This window comes from Vibrio sp. 14N.309.X.WAT.E.F5 (genome assembly GCF_030397615.1).
Lineage (GTDB): Bacteria > Pseudomonadota > Gammaproteobacteria > Enterobacterales > Vibrionaceae > Vibrio > Vibrio lentus.
Genome location: NZ_JAPNXR010000029.1, coordinates 41,819 through 57,748, shown reverse-complemented (window position 1 = coordinate 57,748; position 15,930 = coordinate 41,819). Strand labels below are relative to the sequence as shown.

Here is a 15,930-nt window from a genome sequence, read left to right as displayed (position 1 = left end):
TTCCCCATGTGAGAGTAGGACATCGCCAGGCTTTAAATTAAATCTTTAGGTTGACCAACCTGGAGATATGGACGCTCACTTAGTGAGTTGACCACTGCGGAGTGGTAGTTCAGTTGGTTAGAATACCGGCCTGTCACGCCGGGGGTCGCGGGTTCGAGTCCCGTCCACTCCGCCACTTATTAGAGAAGCCCTGCTAGAAATAGCAGGGCTTTTTTACATTTGAAGAAAAGTGTTTTGCTGTTTGGTTGTATGAGTGCTGTAAAGGCATCGAGCCCCTGCACTTCACGCTATTCCGGCACATATTAGAAAGCCTAGTCTGACGACTAGGCTTTTGTCGTTTCCGGCATATGAATCTTATTATTCAACTTCGAGTTTTGTAGATGCGTTGGCCGTTGATCTCGGGCTCTGATATTCCGACACTTATAACAAAGTCTGCTATTTCTAGTAGAGCTTGAGTTGATGTTGTGCATCACCTAAATGACCAACCTTTCCAGAACGTCTTCAACAGCTCTAATTTCTACTAATTTGAACTGGCTTATAAATATGCCTCGTTATTAATAGCAAGGTTTTGTTGACCGGCGACTCTTGCAATATCCCTTCTACTTAATAGATGAATCTACAGAGCTGTTACGTGAAGCCCTGTCATAAAGGTTTATAGTGGAATATTGAGGGCTATTTAATTGCTAATTCAGCGTGACTTAAAGTGGGTATCTGTCTGCGGGTAAACATCTTTAAACGTCTTCTCTCAAGGTGAGCTCCTTTTACTCTTCAGCTTAGAGGCGTCACTTTTCTTTATTATACCTCTCGAACCTCTTCTAAGAGCGTGTATATAAAAATCGTAATACTACATACAGACACAATTAATGTCGTTCTCCGTGTGTTTGAGAGGCTCCATTGCGTACTTTAATGGTTAGTTAGTTAGTTTGGTGGCGTGGCGTTGGACGCGTAGGGTTCGATGAGATGTGTTGTAGAAGTTATCTAGGGGCAAATAACAGATACAAAAAAGCCGATGCTAGACATCGGCTTAGTTTGAGTCGTTTTGAATTACGCTGGTTGAACGAGAGCGAGTGCCTTACGAGAAACTTCGTGAGCAGCTTTCGTTAGGTTCTGCTTCTCTAGTGCATCAGACAAGTATCCGTAATCTGAAACATTAGAGCGAAGTGCTAGGGCTTTTTCAAAGTGACTTTGCGCTTCTGCCCACTTCTGTTCTCTTAGGTAGAACTGAGCCAATGCGCTGTGTGCCTCGGCATTACTACCATCTTTACTGATAGCGCGTTCTAGCATTACGACTACTGGGTGGTGATCAGCAAGATTAAGCTCAGGAAGCAACATGTAGAGCTCATTTGAACCACTCTTTGCAATGTTCTCTTTGATCACTGTGAACGCTTCTGAGTCAGCTTTACGAGCGATCAGTTGCTTCACAAAACAGGAAACAAGGTGAGAGCTTTGTTTCTGCTTTCTTGAAAGCTTGTTCCAATGGCTGATTAAACCTTCGCTACCTTGCTGCTGTGCAACATCGTGAAGTAAGCCACATTGTGCTTTCTGTTCCAACTCGACTTGCTCATCAGCTGTAAGAAGCTTGTTCTTAGCCAGCTTAGGCGTTAGCTCTAACAATGGCTGCCAAAGTTTAAGCTGCATGTAAGTGGCTTTTAGTAGGCCAAGTACAGCAGTGTTATTAGGGTATGTGCCTTTTAAGGTAGAAAGTGTATCGAATGCGGCTTCGTAGTTTGACTCACTGATCTGTTGTTTTGCTTTCGTTAGCTCAACGGCCAGTAGAGAGTCCTCTTGTTGACTAGCTAGCGCGATGTACTTATCACGCTCACTTGTATTGCCTTGTTCGTGCGCCGCTTGAGATGCGACTAAATAACAAAGCAACGGCATGTCGTGGTGGTTAGCCCAACGAATTACCTTCTTCTCTGCGCCTTTCCAGTCACCTTCAAGAAGCTTGATGATGCCTTCATTGGTATAACGACGAGAGCGTTTCAGCTTACGAACACTGAACCAGTTCCAAGTTGTCGAGCTTGCGTACATAAGCTTTTTAAATAGGTACTCTAAGCCGAATAGAGCCGCTAGAAGAGCAATGACGAAGATAACCAGTGTTGTCACGCTCATCTCAATGGTCTTATTCGCAATTGAGATCAGAACGTACCCTTGTTGACCAGAGAACTGAGTTCCTACAATTAACCCAGCACCTAGAACGAGAAAAAGAAAAATCCAACGAATCATTATTTTTCCTCCGTGGTCATAACGGTGACTTTACGACGTAGGCGTTCACGTATCACGTCTGATAACTCATTTTGAGACTCAAGCTTTACAGGGTATTTCACAGAGATGTTCTGTTCACTTAACTGTTTAATCGCTTTCTCAAATTCAATTACTGAGTTGTTATCTTGGTTTAGGTACGCTTTCGACCATTCGCTAGCGGTATTAAGAGCTGCGCTATAGAGTTCACCTTGCTCTTTGTAGACAGCGCGAATCGCGGTTTCTAATTTACCTTTGATATTTTCACGTAGGTAGAAGTGCTGCTCTGGTGATAGTAGAGGAATGACTTCTCCATCACGACTGCGGAAGGTGATGAAGTTTTCTGAGAAATCTTTCATCGACGTCATCAGGTTGTTCTGCCAATCATTGATGTCTTGCGATACGGCTTTTTTCTCAACAACCGCAGCTTCTGGAAGAATCGCATTGGCAAGCGGTAGAGTATCGACTTGTTGTTGTAGGCTTGTGATACGAAGAACTAAACCATCACGGTCGATCAGAGGGATAGTGCGAAGCTTAGTAATGTCATTGGTCATTGATTGACGAAGAGAGACCAAGCTTGGGTCATTCAGTGCGGCGATACGTTGATCGGCGCTTTCCATTAGTTTGGTTGCACTAACGGCATCATGCTCTAGGAACAGTTTACGACCAGCAAGTTTCACAAGGTAATCAGCTTCAGCAAGTAACCAGTCATTTGGACGGCGACCTTTAACGTCAGCAACTGCTAGCTGTAGGCTTTGAATGCTCTTCTGTTGCTGAGATTGCACGACTTGAGTTTTCTCCACCGCATGTGATGCTTCTTGGATGGTCTCTTGCTTGATGGTTTGTAGATCTTCATTTACTGCAGATTGAGTATTTTGCAGTTGTGCTTGAAGAGCTGCGATCTGAGCTGAGTACTCAGCGCTCTTTTGCTGCATTTGAAACGCGATGCCGCCGCTGAAAATAATAGAAATAGCGATCGCAATAGCGCCTAGTTTGACACCGCGCTTACCTTGCTTTTCCGCTTTTTCTATTTGCTCTTTATGTTCGGCTTGAGGCTGTTCATTTTGAGCGATATTTGACGCAGAGGCATCAAGTTTTTGTTCAGGCTGTTTTGTCTCTGTAGATTCAGCTTTTTCGTTTTCAACAACTACTGGCTGAGTGTCTTGTTTCTGTTCAGGTTCAATATGCTCATTATTTTTTTTGCTTGTCATGCTTATTTCCTGTTTCTAGCTAAGGCCGGAGAGCAGCCAGTAATATTTGGTTCGTAGCACTTTGAGTATTGGTCACGCTAGAGAATCCGAGTTGTTGTGCTCGATCTGCTATGCGCTGGCTTGGGACAAATAGTTGTCTTGTTGAAAGCCAAGCCAAATACTTATCAGGGGTAATTGAGCAGAGATACTCCAATTGCTCCTGACTAGTGATGACAACTTTGGACGTGTTTTTGTTTATCCATGTTTGATAGGTATTGTGGTCGCTAATGGGAATATATTCTCTACGATAGGTCTCACAATAAGAGACTTGTGCACCTCGAGTGAGTAAAGAATCTCTAATGAGCTCACGCCCACCATTGCCACGCAGTATCAAAATGGATTTATTATCTACGCCATTAAGTTCAGTAAGTTTAAGAAGATGTTCACTATCACTAACTTGGGGATAGTTTACTTTTTGTTTACAGACTTTGCTCAAAACGTGCGCAGTTTTTTGACCAACGCCAAGATAAAGCGGCGAAGTAGGCCAAATAGATGAAGTTTTCGAAAGGATGCTTTGGGCAGCGGTCACGGCATGGTGACTGACTGCAATAATAATATCGCTGTTATTAAGCTGGGTGCTTAAATCCACTGAGCCTGGATTATCAACGATACGAATAAGCGGATGATGGATTGCTTGAATCCCTTCATCCGCTAGTTGTTGGCAAAGCGATTGTCCCTCTGAACCGGGACGAGTCACCAACACTGTCATAGTTATTCTTGGTCTGCGTATAGCTTGGTTAAGATTTCTCTCGCACCGTCATCCAGCAGTTGATTCGCCAGAGTAACGCCAAGCGCTTCAGCATCTTTACGAGAGCCAGAGATCTCGCCGCGAACCATTTTAGAACCGTCTGGTTCACCGACAAGTGCACGCAACCAGATGTTGTCGCCGTCTAATAGTGAGTAGCTACCGATAGGCACCTGACAACCACCTTCTAGAGTTAGGTTCATTGCACGTTCGCATAGTACGCGATCGGCTGTATCTTTGTGGTTCAGTGGTTCAAGAAGCTTAATCAGACGCTCATCATCAAGACGACATTCAATACCAACAGCGCCTTGGCCTACAGCTGGCAGAGATTGTTCTGGTTCGATAAAGCTGCGGATACGCTCTTCTAGTTCTAGACGTTTAAGACCAGCAGCCGCCAGTACGATCGCATCGTATTGACCGTCATCGAGCTTACCTAAACGAGTACCTACATTGCCGCGTAGTTCTTTGATGATTAAATCAGGGCGGTATTCTAGTAACTGGCACTGGCGACGCAAGCTACATGTACCCACGACAGCACCTTGTGGTAGCTCATCGATGTTGTTGTAAGTGTTTGATACGAATGCATCACGAGGATCTTCGCGCTCACAAATCGTTACCAGACCTAAACCTTCAGGAAAGTCGACTGGCACATCTTTCATCGAGTGAACTGCGAGGTCAGCACGACCTTCTAGCATTGCCACTTCGAGTTCTTTAACGAACAGCCCTTTACCACCCACTTTAGCAAGCGGAGTATCGAGGATGATGTCACCTTTGGTCACCATAGTTACCAACTCAACCTCTAAACCAGGGTGAGCAGCTTGAAGTGCATCCCTTACAAAGTATGCCTGCCAAAGGGCAAGAGGGCTTTTTCTGGTAGCGATACGGATTGGTGCTGAATTTGTCATGGTGTTTCCGATATAGGTTCTGTAATAGCCTAATCCTAACATTGTGAGGGGAAAATTCTTACTGTTTGATCATTCCATGCTTTGATAGCTGGGAGATTTTCATGAGTTCACCAAAATAGTGTGATTAGTATCTCATTTGAAACATGGGCTATTATTAGAAATAGTCAATAAAGAGGACACTACGGCGCCGTGAGTTTAACTTTCTGTCATCAAGGGATTGGCCAGTATGACGGCTTCCTTTACTTTACCAATAAGGGTAAAAGTGTTAAATTGATCACGTTTTGTTGCTGCTTTCGTTCAGTAACTAAACAGAAGTGCATTTAATCTCAAACCAAGGACTTACCTTGCAGGCTTACACTCAGACTTTGATTCAACGGTTAGACAATCTAAATCAGCAGCGCATTGATCGTGCGTTGGCGTTGATGAATGTCCAAGGTCAGCGAGTTTTCAACCTTATCCCCGCACTGCTTCATTTCAATCATCCAATGATGCCTGGTTACTATGACCAACAAGTTCCTTTTGGAATTCGTAGCTTCGCGCTTAATGAATTCCAAAAGCAATTTGTGTCTGATACCGAATTAACGCTTGGTGGAAAACTCACTGAGGCTGCTGAACCAGCAATCCTTGGCTTGTACACCATGGGTAGCACCTCTTCTATTGGTCAAAGTACTTCAAGCGATCTTGATATCTGGGTGTGTGTGTCTCCGGATATGGATGGTGCATCGCGCGATAGCCTGACCAACAAATGTCTGCTTATTACTGATTGGGCGGAAACCTTAGGGGTTGAGGCAAATTTCTTCTTGATGGATGAACAGCGTTTCCGCTCGAACCATTCTGAAGAGATGACCGGTGATAACTGCGGTTCTTCACAGCACTTGTTGTTGCTTGATGAGTTTTATCGCTCAGCGGTTCGTTTGGCTGGCCAACGTTTGTTATGGCAAATCATTCCTCCTGAGATGGAAGAGTGTTATGACCAATACGTTCAAGGCTTATGTCAGGATGGTTATCTTGATTGTTCGCAGTGGATCGATTTCGGCAAGCTGAATCGCATTCCTGCTGAAGAATACTTTGGTTCAAACCTATGGCAACTTTATAAGAGTATCGACTCACCGTATAAATCGGTGTTGAAGGCGATCCTGTTAGAAGCATATTCATGGGAATACCCAAATACCCAACTGCTTAGTATTGATACCAAGCGTCGCTTCTTCGCGGATGAACCGGATCTGTATGGTATGGATAGCTACTATCTGATGCTAGAGAAGGTAACGCGCTATCTAGAACGTATTAACGACCACACTCGTTTGGATCTGGTGAGACGTTGTTTTTACCTTAAGACTCATGAGAAGTTGTCGCGTGAAGCGGGCATTGGTTCTGTGGCATGGCGTCGTGAAGCCTTAACTGAGATGACTAAATCTTGGAACTGGGGACAAGAAACCATTGCTGAGCTCGACAACCGCCGTAACTGGAAGGTTGAGCAGGTTAAAGTGGTACACCATGCATTGCTTGATGCCTTGATGCTGAGCTACCGTAATCTGATTCAGTTTGCACGTCGCAACGACATCACTTCAGCTATTAGCCCACAAGATATCAGTATTTTGGCTCGTAAGCTTTATGCTGCATTTGAGGTCTTGCCGGGTAAAGTGACGCTACTCAACCCGCAAATTTCCCCTGACTTGCATGAACCGGACTTGAGCTTCATCGAGGTTCGTCAAGGTCAGGCTAATAAGCCAGGTTGGTATCTATATAAACAACCATTAATTGCTCACCGTATTCTTGGTCAACCATCTCTGGAGCACCATGAGTACTTGAGTAAATTGGTGGCTTGGTCATTCTTTAATGGTTTGATTACCGAGTCGACGCGTTTGCACTCTGTGGTTCGCGATGCTCATATTGATATCGATAAGTTCTATCAAATGGTGAGTGACCTTCGTAATACTTTCTCTTTGCGTAAGCGCCGCCCAAGTATGCAAGCATTGGCGAGCCCGTGTGAAATCAGCCAACTGGCGATGTTCATCAACTTTGAAAATGACCCGACTTCTGAATTAAGTGGTCGTGCATTGAAGGTTGATCTTAAGAACGCCGATATCTTCAGTTTTGGTGAAGAAGGTAAGAGTTTAGTCGGCAGTGTCGATCTGGTTTATCGTAACTCTTGGCATGAAGTACGTACGCTTCATTTCCAAGGTGATACCGCGATGCTGGACGCGCTTAAGACGGTACTGGGTAAAATGCACCAAGATGCCTTACCGCCAGAGTCGGTCGATGTGTTCTGTTACAGCAAAAATCTACGCGGTGTCATGCGTAACATGGTGTATCAACTGCTTGCCGAGTGTATCGACTTACGATTGAAACCGATTGAACCAGAGAAACGTCGCCGCTTTAAAGCTATTCGTTTAGCCAATAAGATGTTTGGTCTGTTCTTTGAACGACGTGGTGTTTCGGTACAGATGTTGGAAAACTCGGTCGATTTCTACCGTAGTATCTCAACCAACAAGCTTAAGGGCTCACCTCTACTGATGCTTGATAAAGAGCAAGAGTATCAGTTGCCAGATGTAGTTGATGGCTTTGCGAGTGAAGGGTTAATTCAATTTTTCTTCGAAGATACTGACAAAGGCTTCAATATCTATGTATTGGACGAGTCGAATCAAGTTGAGGTGTATCACCAGTACAGCGGTGAAAAAGATGAGATGATCGCGAGCGTGAATTCTTTCTACACGTCGGTAAAAGATGAGTCGAAGATGTCGTCTAAGTTGATTAACTTTAATCTGCCTCAGTACTACCAAATTGTTCATCCAGAAGAGGGCAACTCTTACGTTGTACCCTATCGTAACGATGCGACTTTAGCTTCTCGGAGCTCAAAAATAGTCAACATCTAGCCTTACTAAGACTGATTGATATTAAAAAGGAGTGATTGATTCACTCCTTTTTAGTTTTGCTTACAAAAGATTAGACCCAATCGATCGCTTCATCTGCGTGCTTCGAGCATTCTTCTTTAACCATCTCAAGCAATTCCATGCCTGTCTTAGAACATGTCCACTTGTCGTCGATTAGCTTGAAGTGAAAACCACCAGATTTAGACGCTAACCAGATTTCTTTCATTGGTTCTTGGCGGTTGATAATGATTTGGCTGCGGTTCTCAAACTCCAGCGTCATTACGTTACCAGTCACTTCGTAATCAATATCTGCCTCTGATTCATCGATAGCTTCTTCGATGTTTTGCATCTGTATATCGACCAGTTGATGAAATTCAGTCTCGTTCATCCTTTCTATCCTATTGCTTTTCCTGAGTGTGGTGCGATTATAGGGGGCATTGAGTTAATAATCACGATATGCAAAATGAAAAAATTAATTACCGCTCTGTTTATGGTGTCCGTTATTGGACTTTCTGGTTGTGGTCAAACGGGTCCTTTGTACGATCCTGATGAAGTTCAGCAGACTGAACAATCACAATAAGTGAAAACACGCAGAAATCGTTATTTATAAGGGATAAGAACTTTGGATTACTTCAACTATCAGGAAGATGGCCAGCTTTGGGCTGAGGACGTCGCACTTTCGCAACTAGCAGAGCAATATGGTACACCGCTGTATGTATATTCTCGTGCAACATTAGAACGCCACTGGAATGCGTTTGATTCGTCGGTTGGCGAGCACCCACACTTAGTGTGTTATGCCGTTAAAGCTAACTCGAACCTTGGCGTGTTGAATACTTTGGCTCGTTTGGGCTCTGGCTTCGACATCGTTTCTGGCGGTGAGCTAGAGCGTGTAGTTGCTGCCGGTGGCGATCCAGCAAAAGTTGTATTCTCTGGTGTCGGCAAAACAGCCGCTGAAATGAAGCGTGCACTTGAGTTGAACATTAAGTGTTTTAACGTAGAGTCTGAGCCAGAACTAGAGCGACTGAATAAAGTGGCTGGTGAGCTTGGTGTTAAGGCGCCGATTTCACTGCGTATAAACCCAGATGTTGACGCGAACACTCACCCTTACATTTCTACGGGTCTGCGTGATAACAAGTTCGGCATTGCCTTCGACCGTGCTCCTGCTGTTTATGCGTTTGCAAAAACACTTGATAACTTGTCTATCCATGGTATTGATTGCCACATCGGTTCTCAGTTAACGGATATCGAACCTTTCATCGATGCCACTGACCGCCTGCTTGCATTGATCGACCAACTACGCGCTAATGACATCAACATCAAACATCTTGATGTCGGTGGTGGTTTAGGCGTGGTTTACCGCGATGAATTACCACCACAACCTTCAGATTACGCGAAAGCTTTGTTGGCTCGCCTAGATAATCATTCTGATCTAGAGCTGATTTTCGAGCCTGGAAGAGCGATTGCTGCTAACGCTGGTGTATTATTAACGAAAGTCGAGTTCCTGAAGCCTACTGAGCATAAGAACTTTGCCATCATAGATGCAGCAATGAACGATCTGATGCGCCCGGCACTTTACCAAGCTTGGCAAGATATTGTGCCCGTGAGCCCGCGTCAAGGTGAAGCTGTGACTTATGACTTGGTTGGCCCTATCTGTGAGACCGGTGACTTCCTAGGTAAAGATCGTGACCTTGTTCTTGAAGAGGGCGATCTACTGGCCGTTCGTTCTGCTGGTGCTTATGGCTTCGCTATGTCATCTAACTACAACACTCGTTCGCGTGCGGCTGAAGTGATGGTTGATGGCGATAAAACTCACTTGGTTCGTCAGCGTGAAGAGCTTACGAGTCTGTGGGAACTTGAAAACATTCTTCCGGAGTAATTTTAAGCGTTATGCACTTCCACTTTTCTAAAATGCATGGTTTGGGCAATGATTTCATGGTCGTGGACTGCATTACTCAAAATATTTTCTTTTCTCCAGATTTGATCCGTCGTTTGGCGGATCGTCACACTGGCGTGGGTTTTGATCAGCTACTTGTGGTTGAGGCTCCCTATGATCCAGAAACTGACTTCCATTACCGTATATTCAATGCGGATGGCAGTGAAGTGGAACAGTGTGGTAATGGCGCTCGTTGTTTTGCACGATTCGTTCGCATGAAAGGCTTAACGAATAAGTACAGCATCAACGTGAGCACCAAGAAAGGAAAAATGGTTCTCAAGATTGAAGACAATGACCAGATCACTGTGAACATGGGCATTCCTGAGTTTGAACCAGGCAAAATTCCGTTCAAGGCAAAGCAGCCAGAGAAGACGTATATCCTGAGAACGGATGTACACACCTTGTTCTGCGGTGCCGTAAGCATGGGTAACCCGCATGTGGTTACTGTTGTTGATGACGTCGATACTGCCGATGTGGAGACCTTAGGTCCGCTTCTTGAATCACATGAACGTTTTCCTGAGCGTGTTAACGCTGGCTTTATGCAGGTTGTTAACCGTGAAGAGGTTCGCTTACGTGTTTACGAACGCGGCGCGGGTGAAACGCAGGCATGTGGTAGCGGTGCGTGTGGCGCAGTTGCGGTTGGTATTACTCAAGGCTTACTGGCTGAGAATGTGAAAGTTTGTCTACCTGGCGGTGACTTACACATTAGCTGGCAAGGTCCGGGTAAACCTCTGTTTATGACTGGCCCTGCAACCCATGTGTTTGATGGTCAACTTTCTTGCTAATAATGACTGATAGCAAATAGATTCATAAAAAATAAAGGATAGGTTTTGTCTTACGTTGAAGCCGACGCACTCACCGCAGAAGTGGTCGCGGAATATTTACGTGATAACCCAGATTTTTTTCAAGACAGAAGAAATTTGGTTGATCGCCTTGCTGTTAACAATGTTGAGCAGGGCGCGGTTTCTTTGGTTGAGGTTCAGCTTAAGCGTCAACGCCAGAGAATCGAAGAGTTAGAAGAAGAGATCACTGGCTTGATGTCACTGGCTGCGAATAACGACAAAACTTTTTATGAGTTTATGGATCTGCAAGCTCAGGTATTGAAATGCAGTGATTTCATGCAAGTTATTAAGGCGGTTGAACAAAAGGCGATTGAATTAGGTTTGAAAGCTCATATTCGCGTACTGTCTCAGTTGGGCTTTTATCAGCTGAACGGAGAGCGTTATTCGAAGTTTTCATTGAACCATTTCAACGGTAAAGATGCTTATTTAGGGCGCTTGAGAAAAGCGGACAGACAAGATTTGTTTGGTGATTTTCCAGTTCCAGAGCTAGGCTCTTATGTAGTACTTCCGCTTGCTAAGCAATCTCCATTGGGCTTGCTCGCCTTTTCTAGCGAAGATGGCGGCCATTTCCAACCCCATATGGATACGCTCTTTTTACGCCATTTAGCGCTTGTTGTTGCTCATTTGGCGGACACCTTACCTTGGCAGATAAATAATGAGCCTAGAGCCCAAAATACCTCTTCCTAACAGCCTTCAAAAGCCACTTTCTCGCTTCTATGAATATCTCAGAAGCGAGAAGGGACTCAGCCTACACACCCAACGCAATTACCGACAACAGCTTGAAACCATGGCCGCTCATTTAGTCACATTAGGACTGAAAGACTGGGCTCAAGTGGATGCTGCATGGGTAAGGCAACTTGCCAGTAAAGGTATGCGTGAGGGAATGAAAGCGAGCAGCATCGCGACTCGTTTATCTTCATTGCGCAGCTTCTTTGATTTCCTCGTATTGCGTGGCGAGATGACCGCCAATCCAGCCAAAGGTGTTTCTGCACCTCGCAAACAACGTCCTTTACCTAAAAACCTCGATGTCGATGAAGTGGGGCAACTGCTTGATGTGAACGAGGACGATCCATTATCGATTCGTGACCGAGCGATGATGGAAGTGATGTATGGCGCGGGATTACGATTGGCCGAACTGGTCGGTATCAACCTGAGAGATGTATTGGCTCGACAGGGCGAAATCCGAGTGATTGGTAAGGGTGATAAAGAACGCAAAGTACCGTTTTCCGGTTTAGCCAAAGAGTGGGTTGATAAATGGTTAAAAGTACGCGGTGAACTCGCTTCGTCGGGTGAGCCTGCGCTGTTTGTTTCGAAACTCGGGACGCGTATTTCTCATCGCAGTGTTCAGAAGCGTATGGAAGAGTGGGGCAAGAAGCAGGCTGTCGCTAGTCATATTAGCCCACACAAACTGCGTCACTCGTTTGCAACGCATGTGCTTGAATCGAGCCAAAACCTTCGTGCGGTCCAAGAGTTGCTCGGGCATGAAAACATCTCGACGACCCAAGTTTATACCCACTTAGATTTCCAACATTTAGCACAAGCTTATGACCAAGCTCATCCAAGAGCTCGTAAGAAGAATAAAGATTAGATTAAAGGTTTAACTATGCGAATTTATCGAGGGTTAAAGCCCATCAAAGCCATGACCTTTGATTTGGACGACACCCTGTACGACAACTGGCCTGTGATCATGAAGGTTGAGAAAGAGATGGCGCAGTGGCTTTATCAAAAGCACCCAGTGTCGGCCTCTCTCTCTTTGGAAGAGTGGCAAGGTATCAAACAGCAAGTCGCTTCTGAAAACCCAGCGTTAAAACATGATGTCACTGTGTGGCGTGAAACACAGATGAAGCGTGGTTTGCTGCAACTGGGTTACTCTCAGCAGCAAGCAGAACAAGCGGCTCGTGAAGGCATAGAACACGCCTTGTGGCTGCGTAATCAGGTGGATGTTCCTCAAGAGACGCATCGCGTGATGGCTGAACTTAGTCAGCGTATTCCTTTGGTGGCGATCACCAATGGTAATGTCGATCCGCATAAAATTGGCTTAGGGCAATACTTTCAGTTAATCCTCAAAGCTGGCCCTGATGGCAGAGCAAAGCCCTACCCAGATATGTTTGAAAAAGCGCAGCAATACTTAGGTTTTGATGCGAACAACATTCTTCACGTTGGTGACCATCTGAGAACGGATGTTTACGGAGCTAAGAAAAATGGCTTCCAAGCATGCTGGTTTAATGACACTGGTTCCAATTTATACCTCTCCTCGAAGGCGAGTGTGCTCCCTGATGTTGAAATAGAGCAACTTAGCGATCTTATGCGACTAATTTAATGGCTACGGTAAGCTATTGTGTCGCATTTATGATATTGAATTGTTACATTAGTCGTAATTAAATGCCTGTTTAGGCTAGGATAATTGGCGACTACTTTTTATCGATTCATTTCAATCATAGCAGTGGTTGCGGGTTCTCACTTCACTCGATTTTGAACAAGGGTTGGCATGCAAACATTTACATTTCTCGCAAATACTGAGGAGTTATTTAAATCTCAATTTGAACAGCGAGAATGGTGTGACCGCAAGCAATACCTAATTCAACTCTTCTCAGCTCAATCTCCAGAGGTTGCTCGACGCATTGCGAGTGTTACTCTCAAGCATCTAAATAATTCCATATTGATAGGCCAAAGTGCGCGTCATGTTATTTGTGATAACTGCCTAGAAAGCGCTTGTACCTTAGTGATTATCAGCGAGTTTGATGAAACACATTTAACCTCTGCTGTGCAGCCTTTTACGGGTAATCCGAACCACGATAGCCAAGCTCTGGTGGCTCAATTATCTCTTTCCAAAGACACTAAAACGGTGATTAGCCTGTGTGATCAGGTTGAAGGGCGCGATTATCCCATTTATGGCGCTTTTGAAAACCTGCCTTATACCTTGCCGGTGGCTGGTGGACTCTGTCATGAGAATGACTTTGGCCGTTGGGTTATGCATAACGAAGAGACCTATCAGCACGCCTGTGTTGCAGTCGCTTTGACCAACCCAAGGTTGAAGGTTTGGTCGGATGCGTATTCTGAGTGGAATCCTATCGGCATGAAGTTGAGAGTCACTCAAGCTGAGGGCAACCGCTTATATGCATTGAATGACAAGCCAGCGATTGACGTGTTCAAACATTACCTTGCTGACGGCAAAGACCTTCCATTTAGTCAATTGATGAGTTTCCCACTCTATCGTGAGCTCGGAAGAAAGAAGGGCATCTCAACGCCTCTTCGCATCAATGACGATGGCAGTATTGAATTTGATAGCCCTTGGCATGTCGGAGAAGAAGCGCAGTTCTGTTATAACCACCCGTCTTTGACCGCTGAAAAAGTGCGTCATGGTGCCGAGGTGCTTGCTATGCATCAGCCTGAATCGGTGATCATTTATAACTGTGTCTCTCGGCTTGAATTCATCGACAGTAAGCTCGAACTAAAGCCATTTGAAGGCATTGTGAAGGCCAGCGGTGCTTATTGTATGGGTGAGCTCTACCGCAATGAAGATCGCCAAGACATACTTCATCATAGCCTTACCTACATTGCGATGAGAGAGTCGGATGAGATAGACGAATTTCGTTGTGATGATTTCCACTGTGACTCAACGGTCTCACCACTGCTCAATTTAGTGAGAAATGCGGTTGCAGACTTAGACAGCATCAATACTCAGATGGAGAAAAAACTTCATCAGCAGGCGCGTCGTTTAACTGAGAGTTATCGAATCGATTCGCGTACCGGGCTGCCTAATCGCATTGTATTAAAAGAGCGCCTTAATACGATTCTGTTCAGTGAACACCTTCTGACTTTAAAGCTAACCAATTTTCATCAGGTTAACGAGAAATATGGTTATCAAGTTGGTGATCAGCTGTTACTCGACCTCTCGAATCATTTTGTTGAGCGATTACACCTTCGTGTCGTGAAAGAATCCAAGGTTCAGGTCGAGCTGTTCAGTATTGGTGTTGGTGAGTGGGCGATCATCTTTAACGCGAGTATCGATAGCGGGAAGATAGAGCAACGCTTCATTGAGTTTGCTGATGACATTGAACACATTAATTTTGAGCCATATGGATTAACCGATATTGATTACCTGTCGGTTTCACTGTGTGGTGGCTTTGCCAGCCGTTGTGATTTCTTAACCGACAGCGGTGATGAGATCTTATTGAAAGCGATTGAAGCTCGACGTTATGGAGTGCGTAACAACACCCACATTACTAATGCTAAAGACATTCAGGTGAGTGAGGAAGATCGCAAGGAACAGCTCGGTTGGTTGAGTTGTGTAAGCCGAGCAATCTTAGATCAGAACATCATCACTTACTCACAGCCTATTGTCGCGGCGGGTACCCACGAAATGATCGGCCAAGAGTGTTTGGTTAGAATCATGGAAGCAGACGGGACGATTGTGCCACCGGGTAAGTTCTTACCTATGATTGCTGACACGCACCTTTATACTCGTCTAAGCCGACATATGATTAAGAACACCATTGGTTATATGGCGGATAAGCAGAGCCCGTTCTCGATCAACCTTTCTCCACAAGACTTGCTAAGCGATAAGACACTTGAGATTCTCGAGACTGCCATTAGTGGTATCAACGATCCCACTCGACTTGGCTTAGAAGTTCTCGAGTCTGAGCAGATCAAAGATTACGGTCGAATGATTGAGGTGTGTGATCACTTCCGTGCTCTCGGGGCGAGAATCATTGTGGATGATTTTGGTTCAGGTTATTCCAACATTGATGAAATCATCAAACTCGAGCCGCAGATCATCAAGCTCGATGGCAGCTTGATTCGCAACATCGATAAAGACCAAAAGCAAAGGAACATCGCTTCTCAATTGGTACGTTTGTGCCAAGTGTTTAATGCCCAAACGGTCGCTGAATTTGTTCATAACCAACAGGTTTGTGAGATAGCAGAGCAAATGGGTGTCGATTACCTGCAAGGTTATTACTTTGGCGAGCCTAAGCGACTGTTTTAGTTATTAAAGCTCGTAAAATTCCATAAGCCCTTATTTTGAAAGCGCTCAGCCACCATGAATGACTGTTTTTTGGTGGAATGAGTGATGTCTAACTAACGTCACATTATTTACAAGACGATTGTAAGTATTCCGTGCAAGCCTTATCTATAATAAGCAC

Annotated in this window: 13 protein-coding genes and 1 tRNA gene; 9 read left to right on the top strand and 5 right to left on the bottom strand. The window is 44.9% G+C overall.

Annotated elements, in window-relative coordinates:
* Positions 1-98: 98 nt before the first annotated feature.
* Positions 99-175: transfer RNA gene (locus OW495_RS22005), tRNA-Asp, on the top strand.
* An 869-nt stretch (positions 176-1,044) separates the two neighbouring features.
* On the opposite strand, the gene OW495_RS22000 is transcribed toward OW495_RS22005, so the two are convergent.
* The 4 genes from OW495_RS22000 to hemC are packed head-to-tail and all read right to left on the bottom strand — an operon-like array spanning position 1,045 to position 5,141.
* A complete protein-coding gene (locus OW495_RS22000; protein ID WP_102513671.1) occupies positions 1,045-2,226 on the bottom strand; it encodes a heme biosynthesis HemY N-terminal domain-containing protein in 1,182 nt (393 codons plus the stop codon).
* On the bottom strand, positions 2,226-3,452 hold the full coding sequence (locus tag OW495_RS21995; protein WP_102513672.1) for a uroporphyrinogen-III C-methyltransferase: 1,227 nt from the start codon (positions 3,450-3,452) through the stop codon (positions 2,226-2,228). Before OW495_RS21995 ends, OW495_RS22000 begins: the two co-directional genes overlap by 1 nt.
* Before the next feature lie 19 nt (positions 3,453-3,471).
* On the bottom strand, positions 3,472-4,200 hold the full coding sequence (locus OW495_RS21990) for a uroporphyrinogen-III synthase (RefSeq protein WP_102513673.1): 729 nt from the start codon (positions 4,198-4,200) through the stop codon (positions 3,472-3,474).
* Positions 4,201-4,202: 2 nt separating this feature from the next.
* Positions 4,203-5,141 (bottom strand): hydroxymethylbilane synthase, encoded by a 939-nt coding sequence (hemC, locus tag OW495_RS21985; protein WP_065104291.1) that lies wholly within the window; start codon positions 5,139-5,141, stop codon positions 4,203-4,205.
* Between the two features lie 344 nt (positions 5,142-5,485).
* On the opposite strand from hemC, the gene OW495_RS21980 reads away from it, so the two are divergent.
* Positions 5,486-8,014: a class I adenylate cyclase gene (locus OW495_RS21980; protein WP_289888381.1), complete on the top strand. Its 2,529-nt coding sequence runs from the start codon at positions 5,486-5,488 to the stop codon at positions 8,012-8,014.
* 70 nt (positions 8,015-8,084) lie between these two features.
* On the opposite strand, the gene cyaY is transcribed toward OW495_RS21980, so the two are convergent.
* On the bottom strand, positions 8,085-8,399 hold the full coding sequence (cyaY, locus tag OW495_RS21975; protein WP_289888380.1) for an iron donor protein CyaY: 315 nt from the start codon (positions 8,397-8,399) through the stop codon (positions 8,085-8,087).
* On the opposite strand from cyaY, the gene OW495_RS21970 reads away from it, so the two are divergent.
* The 7 genes from OW495_RS21970 (at position 8,379) to OW495_RS21940 (ending at position 15,773) form a co-directional block, all read left to right on the top strand.
* Complete coding sequence (locus tag OW495_RS21970; RefSeq protein ID WP_017104751.1) at positions 8,379-8,591, top strand: lipoprotein; 213 nt, start codon at positions 8,379-8,381, stop codon at positions 8,589-8,591. The genes cyaY and OW495_RS21970 overlap by 21 nt on opposite strands.
* A gap of 42 nt (positions 8,592-8,633) precedes the next feature.
* A complete protein-coding gene (gene lysA, locus OW495_RS21965) occupies positions 8,634-9,887 on the top strand; it encodes a diaminopimelate decarboxylase (protein WP_009848209.1) in 1,254 nt (417 codons plus the stop codon).
* An 11-nt stretch (positions 9,888-9,898) separates the two neighbouring features.
* Positions 9,899-10,729, top strand: a complete 831-nt coding sequence (dapF, locus tag OW495_RS21960; RefSeq protein WP_289888375.1) for a diaminopimelate epimerase — start codon at positions 9,899-9,901, stop codon at positions 10,727-10,729.
* A gap of 45 nt (positions 10,730-10,774) precedes the next feature.
* Positions 10,775-11,473 (top strand): DUF484 family protein, encoded by a 699-nt coding sequence (locus tag OW495_RS21955; protein ID WP_065104289.1) that lies wholly within the window; start codon positions 10,775-10,777, stop codon positions 11,471-11,473.
* Positions 11,442-12,374 carry a tyrosine recombinase XerC gene (gene xerC / locus OW495_RS21950; RefSeq protein WP_289888372.1) on the top strand — a complete coding sequence of 311 codons (933 nt, stop codon included), beginning with the start codon at positions 11,442-11,444 and terminating at the stop codon, positions 12,372-12,374. Before OW495_RS21955 ends, xerC begins: the two co-directional genes overlap by 32 nt.
* Positions 12,375-12,389: 15 nt before the next feature.
* Positions 12,390-13,106 (top strand): 5-amino-6-(5-phospho-D-ribitylamino)uracil phosphatase YigB, encoded by a 717-nt coding sequence (gene yigB / locus OW495_RS21945; RefSeq protein WP_289888369.1) that lies wholly within the window; start codon positions 12,390-12,392, stop codon positions 13,104-13,106.
* Positions 13,107-13,274: 168 nt separating this feature from the next.
* Positions 13,275-15,773, top strand: coding sequence for an EAL domain-containing protein (locus OW495_RS21940; RefSeq protein WP_289888368.1), 2,499 nt, complete (start codon positions 13,275-13,277; stop codon positions 15,771-15,773).
* Positions 15,774-15,930 lie beyond the last annotated feature (157 nt).

Excerpts from the sequence above, each read along its gene's own strand:
- OW495_RS21990 (WP_102513673.1), bottom strand. The coding sequence starts at position 4,200 with ATGACAGTGTTGGTGACTCGTCCCGGTTCAGAGGGACAATCGCTTTGC.
- yigB (WP_289888369.1), top strand. The coding sequence starts at position 12,390 with ATGCGAATTTATCGAGGGTTAAAGCCCATCAAAGCCATGACCTTTGAT.
- OW495_RS21940 (WP_289888368.1), top strand. The coding sequence starts at position 13,275 with ATGCAAACATTTACATTTCTCGCAAATACTGAGGAGTTATTTAAATCT.
- cyaY (WP_289888380.1), bottom strand. The coding sequence starts at position 8,399 with ATGAACGAGACTGAATTTCATCAACTGGTCGATATACAGATGCAAAAC.
- dapF (WP_289888375.1), top strand. The coding sequence starts at position 9,899 with ATGCACTTCCACTTTTCTAAAATGCATGGTTTGGGCAATGATTTCATG.
- hemC (WP_065104291.1), bottom strand. The coding sequence starts at position 5,141 with ATGACAAATTCAGCACCAATCCGTATCGCTACCAGAAAAAGCCCTCTT.
- xerC (WP_289888372.1), top strand. The coding sequence starts at position 11,442 with ATGAGCCTAGAGCCCAAAATACCTCTTCCTAACAGCCTTCAAAAGCCA.
- OW495_RS22000 (WP_102513671.1), bottom strand. The coding sequence starts at position 2,226 with ATGATTCGTTGGATTTTTCTTTTTCTCGTTCTAGGTGCTGGGTTAATT.
- OW495_RS21970 (WP_017104751.1), top strand. The coding sequence starts at position 8,379 with ATGAAATTCAGTCTCGTTCATCCTTTCTATCCTATTGCTTTTCCTGAG.
- OW495_RS21995 (WP_102513672.1), bottom strand. The coding sequence starts at position 3,452 with ATGACAAGCAAAAAAAATAATGAGCATATTGAACCTGAACAGAAACAA.